This is a genomic window from Colwellia asteriadis (genome assembly GCF_039523295.1).
Taxonomy (GTDB): Bacteria; Pseudomonadota; Gammaproteobacteria; order Enterobacterales; family Alteromonadaceae; genus Colwellia; species Colwellia asteriadis.
On the sequence record NZ_BAAAFA010000005.1, the window covers coordinates 276597 to 289131 of the forward strand.

The following is a 12535-nucleotide window of genomic DNA, read 5'->3' on the forward strand; positions in this document are numbered from 1 at the left end:
TTAATTTAACTTCTAGCATAAAAACATCAATACACCGTAATGTTTTCCCATATTGCATCCTAATGTGCGATAAGTGAAAAGCTAAAACAAGGTTAACGCAAAGATTATGTTAGAAACAATTTCACACAATATCAGAGCTCTAGGCTCAGCTTTAGGGCAAACCATTGCCAATGAAACTGACCAACGTTGGTTAGATAACATTGAGCATGTACGCTTATTAGCGAAAGATGGCGTGGCTAACCAAGCTTATGCCCTTGATGAGTTAAAAAGTCTTTTTCAATCGTGCGACGAAGATAAGCTGTTAATTTATGCTCGAGCTTTTAGCCAATTTTTGAATTTAGCCAATGTGGCTGAGCAGCAGCATACTGCGAGTGAGCAAGGTTTAGCTGAACTTGACTTACCTCACCCATTAGAGTCGTTAAAAGAGCAACTTGGTGATGTAGACGCTAAAACCTTCTTAAAAGCAGTTAACCAATTACATATTGAATTAGTGTTAACCGCTCATCCTACTGAAGTAAATCGCCGTACTTTTATTCATAAATATCATGAAATTGCCGAGCAACTTGCCGATAGTGGCTCTGATTTAAACCCGCGTATTGAAGAGTTAATTGAACAAGCTTGGGGCACCAATGAAATTAGACAACAACGCCCCACGCCACTTGATGAATCACGCTGGGGTTTAAACGCAATTAGCGATAGTTTATGGGTTGCGGTACCAAAATTTGTACGTGAGCTCGACACTTTATGTCAGCAAGTATCTGGGCAATCTTTACCACTTGATGCTACGCCAATTACCATGGCAAGTTGGATGGCTGGCGACCGAGATGGTAACCCTTTTGTAACAGCCAACTTAAGTAAACAGGCCGTAATTCAAGCACGTTTAATGGCTGCTGAGCTTTATTTAACTGACTTTCAAAACCTATATTTAGAACTGTCAATGGACAAAGCAGATGAGGTTTTAGTTACCGCCGACGTTCAAGGTATTGGTCCATACCGTCATTTATTAAAGCAAACTATAGCTGAACTTGAACAGACTATAACTTTACTTAAAAACAATAATACCGAGGGAGCTATTGCTAGCCCTAGTGCACTATTAGCGCCATTATTGTTATGTCGTGATAGTTTACTTAATGCTGGGCTAACACGCGCTGCTAACTCTTTAGTGTTAGATGTTATTCGCAAAGTTCACTGTTTTGGTATTTCACTAGTTAAGCTTGATGTTCGCCAGCATAGTGAGTTTCACGATCAAGCAATCGCTGAAATTGTATCGGCTTTAGGCTTAGGTGATTATTTATCATGGGATGAGCAGCAACGTTGTCAATTTTTACAAACTGAGCTAAATAACTCTCGCCCACTATTACCTAAAGTACAATGGTCAGAGCAAACTCAAGAAGTATTAGACACCTTTAGTTTTATTGCTGCCCAACCCAAAGAAGTACTTGGTATTTATGTCATATCAATGGCGAGTAATCAAAGTGATGTACTTAGCGTTAACTTGTTAATGAAAGCCACGGGTATTACATGGGATATGCCCATTGCACCATTATTTGAAACCTTAGATGATTTAAATAATGCCGCACAAGTTATTGATGTGTTATTGACTGATAAAGACTACGTTAAACGCACTCATGGCGCACAACATGTCATGATAGGTTATAGCGATTCAGCTAAAGATGCCGGCGTATTGGCAGCAGCATGGGCACAATATCAAGCCCAAGAAGCGTTAGTAGCTGTCGCTCGTCGTCATAAAATCACTTTAAAATTATTCCATGGTCGTGGTGGCACAATTGGCCGTGGTGGCGGCCCTGCACATGCTGCGATTGCATCGCAACCTCCAGGTACGTTAGAAGGTGGTTTACGAGTCACCGAGCAAGGCGAAACTATTCGCTTTAAATTTGGTTTACCTAACTTAGCAGTACGTAGCTTACATTTATATGCCAGCGCGATTCTTGAAAGTTTAGTCAAACCGCAACCGGCTCCGAAAGATTCTTGGCGAAGTTTGATGGATGACATGGCAAAACGTAGCTGTGACATTTACCGTAGCTATATTTGTGATCAAGAAGACTTTGTTACTTACTTCAGACAAGCAACCCCTGAGCAAGAGCTCTCATCATTACCACTTGGCTCACGCCCGAGTAAACGTAAGTCCGATGGCGGCATTGAATCACTCCGTGCTATTCCGTGGATTTTTGCTTGGAGCCAAAACCGCTTAGTGGTACCAAGTTGGCTTGGTTTTGGACAAGCGATTGAAGAAATAGGACAAAAACAAAGTTATACCATTCAAGATATGCTAGAAAATTGGCCTTACTTTAGAGCCCGTGTTTCACTAACCGAAATGGTCTATTTGAAATCAGACAGTCGTATTTCTAAAATGTACGATCAACACTTAGTGGAGCCAGAGCTACAAGCCATGGGTGATGAATTACGCTCACAATTAGCCAAAGATAAAGCAACAGTACTTAAACTGTTAGGGCAAACTGAAACCTTAGAAAGTGATCAGTGGAACCTCACCTCGTTCCAGTTAAGACAGCCTTATTTACTACCGTTGCACTTATTACAAATTGAAGCATTGAAACGCCTACGTAAACAACCTGAACACCCATTGTGTGAGCAGCTGCTCATGGTAAGTATGACGGGTATCGCTACCGGTATGCGTAATACAGGATAAAGTTAGAGGTTAACCCACAAAAAAGGGAGTAGTGATTAAACTATTCCCTTTTTATTACAATCACTAATATCGGTGATTAAAGCTTTACTGTAGTCGATCCATCAAATAAGCATAGCTCAAACTACTCACCATAGCGCGTTGCTCATTATTTGCTGCGCCGGCATGACCACCTTCCATATTTTCAAAATATAAAACATCAAGCCCCATATCTTCCATTTTGGCTACCATTTTGCGCGCATGCCCAGGATGAACACGGTCATCCCTTGTTGAGGTAGTAAAGAATACTTTCGGGTAGTTAACGCTACTCTTTAGGTTATGATAAGGCGAATAGGTTTTAATATATTCCCATTCATCAGCATTATCTGGATTTCCGTACTCCCCCATCCAACTTGCGCCCGCAAGCAATTTATTAAACCGTTTCATATCCAGTAATGGCACTTGGCAAATTACCGCATTATATAAATCTGGGCGACGAGTAAAGGCTGCACCAACAAGTAAACCACCATTACTGCCACCTTGAATCCCTAAATGCTTAGGTGAAGTAACTTTACGCGTTATTAAATCTTCTGCAATGGCTTCAAAGTCTTCATAGGCTTTATGACGATTTTGCTTTAGTGCTGCTTGGTGCCAACTTGGACCATACTCACCACCACCACGAATGTTAGCCATAACATATACACCGCCTTTCTCTAACCAATTCTTTCCTGTAACTGAAGAATAATAAGGCTGCATTGATACTTCAAAACCGCCATAACCATATAATAATGTCGGGTTCTTGCCATTTAGCTTGATGTTTTTATCGTGCACAATAAAGTAAGGCACTTTAGTGCCATCTTTTGATGTTGCAAAGTGTTGTTTAGCAACAAAATTGCCAGCATCAAAGTGGGATTTCTCCCCTTTAAGCTTATTAATAACAAGGTCATTGCCATTAACTAAATACAAGCTTGATGGAGTTAAAAAGTCTGTATAATTAACAAAAAAGTCATCTTTTGCAGTATCAGTGTTAAACACCGTAATAGAGCCATTTTCAGGGAAATTCACCTGTTCAACTTGCCATTGATCGTTCTTGCTTGGACGATAACGGTATAATTTGTTTTTTACATCATCCATCACAGTAACGAGTATGGCTGACTTAGTAAAACTTAACCCTTCAATTGATATCGTTTTAGTGGGCTTTATAAAGCTGGTAAACGTTGCTTTACCAACAATTAAAGAATCAATATCGGTATAAATAACCTCAGCTTGTACAAAATCCCCCCAAGACGACTTCAACTGAACAAATATTTTATTATTATTCAAACCAACAACAGAAGCATCTTCAGGAATATTAAGTTTAGTTAATTTACCATTATTGATGACAAACACATTACGAGTATAGAAACTGGTAGCCTCAGAAATGATATGATGCGGTGTATCGCCATCGTAAACAGTAGAGCCGCCTGCTGCTATTGATGTTTTATCGGTTTCAAAGAGTGTTTTGGCCGTTTCAAGCTTTGTCCCACGTTGCCATACTTTTACAACAGCAGGATAACCAGAGTCCGTCATTGAGCCTTCACCAAAGTCGGTACCGACAAATACCTTATTTTCACTATGCCAAGAAACGCTGCTTTTCGCTTCAGGTAAACTAAAGCCCCCTTTTACAAATGATTTAGTTTTGACATCAAACTCTTTAATCACTGTTGCATCTGCACCACCGCGTGATAAAGAGACTAAACACCGCTGATAGGTAGGTTTATGACAATTCATACCTTTGTAAACCCAGTTCTCATTATCTTGTTTAGCTAGCGCATCAATATCCAGTACGGTTTCCCACTTAGGTGATGCTTTTTGATATTCTTCAAACGTAGTTCGTCGATAAATCCCGCGCACATGGTTTTCATCTCGCCAAAAATTATAATAAAAACCTGCACGCTCTCTTGCATAGGGGATGTGCTCTTTATCATTCATTATTTCTAACGTATTATCATAAACACCTTGATAGCTCTCATGAGACTTTAGATGCGCTAAAGAGCGCTTATTTTTCTCCTTAACCCAATTAAGTGCCTTTTCACCTTCGACTTCTTCAAGCCAAAGGTAAGAGTCAGTTTGTGTCGCATAAGTAATAAAAGAGGTGATTGCAGAGGCTAAAATAACGCTCTTAAGTAAGGTTTTATTTATCAATGTTATATCCTTATAAAGTAAGCAATACTCGAAAATATTACAAAAAAGTTATACTAGCAATTTCAATAACACCATAAAGTAAATAAATTTGTAACAAATAATTTACTTTTAACTTAACATTGCTCAGATAATGCTAGATTGCTCAGATAATGCTAGATTTTCTCTTTACTATATCGACTAACCTAAATAATTCATCTAGAAAAGCCTGAGTCCCCCCTTTAGTTCATGAATATTGTATTATCACCATGACTCTACTTTATTCAGAATCACTAAAGACTGTTATGTTCAAAAATTTAACTCCTAAAATATCAGCAATTCCTACCAACCTTATTACCGGTTTTTTAGGGGTAGGAAAAACCACCGCTATCGTACAATTACTGGCTAATAAACCCGAGCATGAAAATTGGGCGGTATTAGTAAATGAGTTTGGCGAGGTAGGCATTGATGCTGAGCTATTAACTAATAATAGTGATAAAAACAATAAAGCTAATAATGAAAAAAATGGCGTATTTATTCGCCAAGTACCTGGTGGTTGCATGTGTTGTGCTTCTGGGGTACCAATGCAAGTTGCACTTAATCAGCTCATCGCTAAAGCAAAACCTGATCGCTTACTTATAGAGCCTACGGGGCTAGGCCACCCAAAAGAAGTGGTTGAGGTGCTAACCAGCGGTAAGTATAAAGACTTAATCTCATTACAATCAATACTATGCTTAATTGATGCAAGAAACCTTAGCGATGTGCGCTATACCTCACACCCATCTTTCGTCCAGCAGCTCAATATTGCTGATATTATTATTGGCACCAAATCTGAGCTTTACAGTGAACAAGACAGGGAAAACTTAACTTCATTTATAGCATTGAGCAAACTCAACGATAAACCTCTTAATTTAATCTGCCATGGGCAAATTGCACTGGGCGACCTACAAAAGGTAACCGTTAAAGACGCAGCAGGAGGTAAACATCAACAATATTTATTAAACAATACGAAGCGTGCTTTCTCACCACTTAGCAACGTTACCATTGGAGTTAATATTAATGAGGAGAGTTATATTGATAAGACGACAGACGTCAGTGCTAATACCGAGAAAAAGATACAACAGCAAATCAAGTTGCATGGTTTTATTGAGTTAACAAATCAAGGGGAAGGTTTTTTTAGTAAAGGCTGGATTTTTTCAAATCGCTATATTTTTAATCACCAAAAATTCTTCTTATTTTTATCGACATTAGCAGTAAATCGCATAAAAGGTATGGTGCTTACCGAACAAGGGAGCTACTCCTTTAATAAAGCGGATAAAGAGCTTAACTGCAACCATATTGCTAGCATAGCTGATAGTCGTATTGAGCTAATCTATCATGACACCAACAAGGTAATGACTGTAGATTACAACACATTCACTAACCTACTCGATCACCCCGTATAGAGCTTTATCATTGTTTTTTTCTTTACTTCACTAAAAAAAAGTTTTTTTTAACTATAAGGCTATAATAATTAAATAAATATTTATTTCCTATTTCATTCGCTTGCTATTGGTGTTTTAAACAAGTTACTTTTTGATGATAAAAAACATATTACTCTTTACCCTATTCATTTTTTCTAACTACATTCATGCTAACAATGTTGCTTCTACAGCACACTTAGATGGTATCAACACAGTTACATTAAACGAACATAACCTCTGGTCCTCTGTCAATGACAGCAGTGCTCCTGAGAGTTTTACTGAATTAACAAACTTATTTACTAATGCTGCCCCTGTATCATCATCACAAGGGGGGCGTGGTGCTTTTATAACAGCAATTAAAGTAATAAACACAGCAAATAGCCATAACACATGGTTTGTGAACCTTCATGTCAATTACTTAGATATTGGTCAAGCTTACTGGCAAACCGAGCAAGGTAAAGTCATACCCTTAGAAGATTTTGGTCACATTGGCACTGAAAACCCTAAGATGGCTCATTCACAAACTTTTTCTTTACCGCTAGCAGACTCACAAAGCGGTACACTTTGGATTTATATTCAAGCTAAAGTGTTTCCAACCCCAGCAGTGATCAATATTTATAATCAGGCTAACTTTTATAAAAAGCAGGTTTTGATAAACAATATTACCTCAATAGCATTCACGGTAATGATAACGTTAGCTTTATTAGCTCTTTTTACCTACCTGAACACTAAATATATTATCACTTTAGCATGTGCAGGTTATATTGGCTTACATGGCATAGGTTGGTTCGCTGCATCGGGGAGCTTAGGGTATCTATTGCCAATAACATCATTTAATCCAGTGTATAGCGGCATGATATTGTTCCCTTTTGCTATTGCCGCAGCCAGTCAATTCACCAAGTTGCTGTTCAACTGTAAGCAAGAGCACCCAAGATTAGCTAACTTATTTAATTACTTATCCATTTTTAGCGTTGTGATAGGGCTGTTAATGCCTTTTGTCCCGTTCACATTAAGCTATTTCATTTCGCACATCATCGCTACTATTTGGATACCTCTTTCCATTAGTACTGGTATTTTTATGTTACGTAAAAGAGACTTTACCGCTAAGTATTACTTAATCGGTAACCTTTTATATGGACTAACGTTAGCGGTATATGTTTTATCTCATGCCTATAATATTGACTGGTATATTTACCCTGAATTAATTGTGCAAATAGCTTTAGCACTAGATTGTTTGTGTATTCTTCTTGCGCTAGCAGAGTGGCTGCAAATAAAACAAAAAGAGTTTAACCGCAGTTACAAAACCTCCCGCGTTGACCCATTAACACAAATAGGCAATCGTTTTGCGCAAAATGAAATGTTAGGTAAATTACAAGGACACTACAGCTTAACTTTTATTGATCTCGATAACTTTAAAGAAATTAACGATAGATTAGGCCATGATACTGGAGATAAGTACTTGGTTGCAGCAGCACAAATTATGAAGAAAAACTTAGCAGAGCTAGGCACTATTTTCCGCTGTGGTGGTGATGAATTTATTTGGGTAGTCAAGATAAAAAACGCACAAGACACGGAGTCATTATTGATACAAATATCGGAGTTACTACTAGCAAGTGAAACTGAGCTACAACAAAGTGGCTGGCAACAGGCCAGCCTCAGTTTTGGCATTGCCACCAGTTTTGAAACACTAAATCAGTCAGAGTGTTTATCACTCGCCGATCAGCGTATGTACCAGCATAAACAAAACAAAAAAAACAGCACTAATTTGCCACAGAATTCGTTGTGAGCTATTTTACTGTTGCTTTTAAGTACTTTTTTAATAAATTTTTTAGTTATTTCTTTTTAATTTTTGTGCTTTCTTATTTAACTCATCAGCAAGTTCAGTCGGGTAAAGTATTACCCCCTCTTCATTGCTATTAGGAAAAACCACTACGGATAATTCATCTTCTTCTAATCCCTGAGTCCAACGTTTTAACCAAACATCAAGGCTAATTGCTTGTGCACTACATAACTCCCAATCACCTGTTGCCCAAGTTTGGGCAAATTCTTGATTGGGCCACACAGGAACGCAGTCTTCATCATCACTATTTAACATCATACAACCGTGTTCATCAGCAAGGATCCACAGCTCACTATTTTGGTTTACCTCTTTAAGAAAATACTGAAAGCGATTTTCAATGTTGTATTGCTCAATGTCATTCAGGGTTTTGTTATCAATAGGAGTGGCCAAGTGCGTATTCTCTTTAGTAATGAAGGCTGATTAATAATGTGCTCAGGTTTATGTTAGCAATATTATCGTCAATTTTTTAGCTATAACTACCGCTTATAATTGTCACTATAGCTTCGCTAATAATAGCATTAACTAAACTTGATGTAACACCAGAGAATGTTTTATGAAAATATCGCTAAAACAAAGTAATTTTCAAAAATAGAGTAAAAGCTCACTTTTTAAGCGCCATTGCGCTTAATCCTAGACTAATTGCCTAGTATAACTTGTCGTTTGTGGTTAGCCCTCGTTAAGGGCTTAAGATAAAATGTCGGTTACTTAAATGAAACCGCACTTTGTAGTGGGTGAATAATAGGAATAAAAATGGGCAATACTTCTAAACCTGTACACGAAGTAAAAGATAAGCTTCAAGAAAGTGCTCATGAGCAAACTAATGAGTTGAGCTACGAACAACAACATAAACCAAGTTCAGCCTTTAACTCACGTGAAGAATACTTAGAGCACGAATTACAAATAATGGCGCCTAAACGCTGGCGGCCTAATCTTCCTTTTAGAGACTATCGTTTTGAGCTAGAAGACACCATCCCTGCAATGGCAGCAACCATTGGTAAAGTAGTTATGGTCGGTGCTATTGCGGCAACTTTTGCTGGACCACTAGGTTTAGGTGAAGCGTTTATATTAGAAAATGTCCGTTATGAGTTACTCATTGTCGCTTTTTTTATAATTATTTTTTCAGGCTTTATCTTACCAACCGCGAACCTAGCTGGTACACATGGTCCATTAATTCCGCTTATCCCTATTGTCGTTGCTGCAGGTGGCCACCCAATGGCCTTTGGTTTGCTCATAGGTGCGTTTGGTTTAATTTTAGCGATAAGTAAAGGCGGCAGTATGTTGGCAAACCTCACCAGCAAGGGAGTTTGTGGCGGCTTACTATTATATCTTGGGTTTGTTGGCACCATTTCTCAAGTAAAAAAGCTCTTCGCTTGGGCTGAAAGTATAGAAATGAGCTATATAGCCTTTGCCGTTATTTTTTGCACCATAATCTTATACGCCTTACTCGAACATTGGCGAAAGCGCTGGCTAGCAGTACCGTTAAGTTGTTTGTTAGGGGGAACAATTGCCTTTGCAATGGGCGCACCTTTTGAGTTCCAAACAGGTCCTGGTTTACCTAATATGAACCCGATGTATTGGTGGGGTGAAAACACTGGCTGGATGTTAGGTTTACCAACATTAGAAAGCTTTATTGTGGTATTACCTTTTGCTATTTTAGCGGTTGCAATGTGGTCTCCTGACTTTTTAGGACACCAAGTATTCCAAAAAATTAGTTATCCTGCACGTACTGAAAAAGTACAAATGAATATTGACGATACCATGACCAGCGCCTCTATTCGCCAAACTTTTGGTTCTATTTTAGGTGGAGCAAATTTCACCTCATCTTGGGGCACATACATCGTACCCGCCGCTATCGCTAAACGCCCTATTCCTGCTGGCGCAATACTTACTGCGTTGTTTTGTATTATTGCCGCTATTTGGGGTTACCCAATGGATTTAGCTATTTGGCAACCTGTACTTTGTGTTGCCTTAGTAGTTGGCGTATTTATCCCGTTACTTGAAGCAGGTATGGAAATGACCCGAGAAGGTAAAACAACTCAATCTGCAGCTATTGTGGTGTTTTCTTCTGCGCTTGTTAATCCCGCTTTTGGTTGGTCATTAACGATGTTACTAGATAACCTTGGTTTGATTGGTTGTAAAACGCGTAGTTCAGAGTTAAGTAAGATGAGCCGTTGGATACTACCAGGTATCATGTTTGTGGTATTAACAGGAGTAATGGCTGCGGTGGGCTTGCTACCGGGTATTCCTGCAATAATTCCAAGCTTTAGATAAAACAATAATAAATTATCTTGAAATAAGGGCGCTATATGCGCCCTTATTTCAAGTCATCTAACTGCTAACTAGAAAGCTAGCTTAAGCGAACTTATTAAGAACTAAATTCACTAACGTCGATACCCAGTAATTTAGCAATACCTTCGCCATAAGCAGGGTCTGCTTTATAACAGTGCTTTAAGTGACGCAATTGAATTTCTTTAGGTACGCCATCTAAATTTCTCGCAGTATTATCAAAAAGAATCGCTTGTTTTTCTGCACTCATTAAGCGAAATAAATCCCCAGGTTGTGAGAAGTAATCGTCATCTTCACGGTGATCCCAGTGAGCAGCTGCTCCATCTAAATTTAAAGCTGGTTCAGCAACTTCAGGTTGCTCTGCCCATTCGCCTTCAATATTTGGCTCATAACCGACAGTACCACCAAAATTACCATCGACCCTCATAGCGCCGTCACGATGATAACTATGAACAGGACAACGCGCAGCATTCACTGGAATATGTTGATGGTTAACGCCTAAGCGATAACGCTGAGCATCACCGTATGAAAATAAACGCCCTTGCAGCATTTTATCGGGTGAGAAACTAATACCAGGAACTACATTGGCAGGGTTAAACGCCGACTGCTCTACTTCTGCGAAAAAGTTTTCTGGATTACGATTTAACTCAAACTCTCCGACTTCAATTAATGGGTAATCTTTGTGCGGCCATATTTTAGTTAAATCAAAAGGGTTATATGGAACCGTTGCCGCATCCGCTTCAGGCATAATTTGTACCTTTAACGTCCATTTAGGAAAGTCTTTATTATTAATACTTTCAAGTAAATCACGTTGGTGGCTTTCACGGTCATTGCCTATCACTTGTCCTGCTTCTGCATCAGATAAGTTCTTAATTCCTTGCTGTGATTTGAAATGAAACTTAACCCAGTAGCGCTCGTTATTATCATTGATAAAACTAAAAGTATGGCTGCCAAAGCCGTGCATATGACGATAAGTAGCTGGTATGCCCCGATCGCTCATAACAATAGTAACTTGGTGTAACGCTTCGGGTAATGAAGTCCAGAAATCCCAGTTATTTTTAGCGCTTCGCATATTAGTGCGAGGATCACGCTTTACCGCATGATTTAAGTCAGGAAATTTCAGAGGATCACGTAAAAAGAATACTGGTGTGTTGTTACCCACTAAATCCCAGTTGCCTTCTTCAGTGTAAAACTTTAAGGCAAAACCTCTAATATCACGCTCTGCATCGGCAGCGCCGCGCTCACCTGCTACGGTAGTAAAACGCGCGAACAGATCTGTTTTCTTGCCTATTTCAGAAAATATTTTCGCCTTAGTATATTGCGTAATATCATGGGTAACAGTAAATGTACCATAAGCACCAGAGCCTTTTGCATGCATACGGCGCTCAGGGATCACTTCACGATCAAAGTGCGCCATTTTTTCTAAAAACCATACATCTTGTAGCAGTTGAGGACCACGCTTTCCTGCTGTTTGAACGTTTTGATTATGAGCAACAGGACAACCTGCTGCGGTAGTTAATTTCTTACTCATTAAGTCATACCCTCTCAGTTAGTCGATGGTTAATTCGTTATTGACAATAACGTATAAACTCACTTGTTGAATAATTTGGTTTATCTCAAGTTCAGACCGCTTACTATCCAATAAAGTTTAGACACAATATGACTTTTATCTAATTCCAGGGAAAATAAGACAGTTACTTGCTAAAAAATGAAGAGGAGTAAAGAGCTAAACCGTTACTGTGCCTTAGCTCTTATTTTAATAAAAATGTGTCGTGATTAGGTCGTGATTAGTGTGGTAAGTTATTAATACTCAAATGTTACGAGTTCGCTACTGACTTCTTTCTGCCAAAGATTAATGACAAAATAATCCCAATAATCATAATATAGAAAAAATATTTTCCAGCTTGCACTGAGTCACTTGGTAGTAATCCTGTGGCTGTAATTATTAAAGGGATCAAAAGAAATCCTCCAATCGCTGAGATAACTCTTAAAGCACCAGATTTAACTTTTGATTCAAGCCTTTTACTAAAGAAAAAGCCACCAAAAACGACAAGTGCGCCTATTAATGCAATTATAAATGCTGCGATATTCATCTAACTCTCCGTTGTTATCATAATATTTATTGCTGGGCCTATTGCCGAG

8 protein-coding genes are annotated in these 12535 nt (G+C 38.7%); 4 read left to right on the forward strand and 4 right to left on the reverse strand.

Going from position 1 to position 12535, the window contains the following annotated elements; genetic code table 11:
• The first annotated feature begins 106 nt into the window (after positions 1–106).
• Complete coding sequence (gene ppc / locus ABD005_RS09240) at positions 107–2668, forward strand: phosphoenolpyruvate carboxylase (protein WP_343817138.1); 2562 nt, start codon at positions 107–109, stop codon at positions 2666–2668.
• An 84-nt stretch (positions 2669–2752) separates the two neighbouring features.
• On the opposite strand, the gene ABD005_RS09245 is transcribed toward ppc, so the two are convergent.
• Positions 2753–4798 carry a prolyl oligopeptidase family serine peptidase gene (locus ABD005_RS09245; protein ID WP_425544895.1) on the reverse strand — a complete coding sequence of 682 codons (2046 nt, stop codon included), beginning with the start codon at positions 4796–4798 and terminating at the stop codon, positions 2753–2755.
• Between the two features lie 311 nt (positions 4799–5109).
• Between ABD005_RS09245 and ABD005_RS09250 the strand changes: the two genes are divergently transcribed.
• Together ABD005_RS09250 and ABD005_RS09255 are read left to right on the forward strand one after the other, a co-directional pair.
• Positions 5110–6249, forward strand: coding sequence for a CobW family GTP-binding protein (locus ABD005_RS09250; protein ID WP_343817140.1), 1140 nt, complete (start codon positions 5110–5112; stop codon positions 6247–6249).
• A 133-nt stretch (positions 6250–6382) separates the two neighbouring features.
• Positions 6383–8053, forward strand: coding sequence for a sensor domain-containing diguanylate cyclase (locus ABD005_RS09255; protein WP_343817142.1), 1671 nt, complete (start codon positions 6383–6385; stop codon positions 8051–8053).
• 42 nt (positions 8054–8095) lie between these two features.
• Here the strand turns inward: ABD005_RS09255 and ABD005_RS09260 are convergent, their stop codons facing one another.
• Entirely contained in the window at positions 8096–8497 is a 402-nt protein-coding gene (locus ABD005_RS09260) for a DUF2750 domain-containing protein (protein ID WP_215979795.1), read from the reverse strand.
• 360 nt (positions 8498–8857) lie between these two features.
• Here ABD005_RS09260 and ABD005_RS09265 point away from each other — a divergent pair, with 360 nt between their 5' ends.
• Positions 8858–10378 carry a DUF3360 family protein gene (locus tag ABD005_RS09265; RefSeq protein WP_343817145.1) on the forward strand — a complete coding sequence of 507 codons (1521 nt, stop codon included), beginning with the start codon at positions 8858–8860 and terminating at the stop codon, positions 10376–10378.
• Positions 10379–10472: 94 nt separating this feature from the next.
• Here ABD005_RS09265 and katE2 read toward each other — a convergent pair whose 3' ends face one another.
• Positions 10473–11924, reverse strand: a complete 1452-nt coding sequence (gene katE2, locus ABD005_RS09270) for a catalase KatE2 (RefSeq protein WP_343817147.1) — start codon at positions 11922–11924, stop codon at positions 10473–10475.
• A gap of 286 nt (positions 11925–12210) precedes the next feature.
• Entirely contained in the window at positions 12211–12486 is a 276-nt protein-coding gene (locus tag ABD005_RS09275) for a hypothetical protein (RefSeq protein ID WP_343817149.1), read from the reverse strand.
• Positions 12487–12535: the final 49 nt, after the last annotated feature.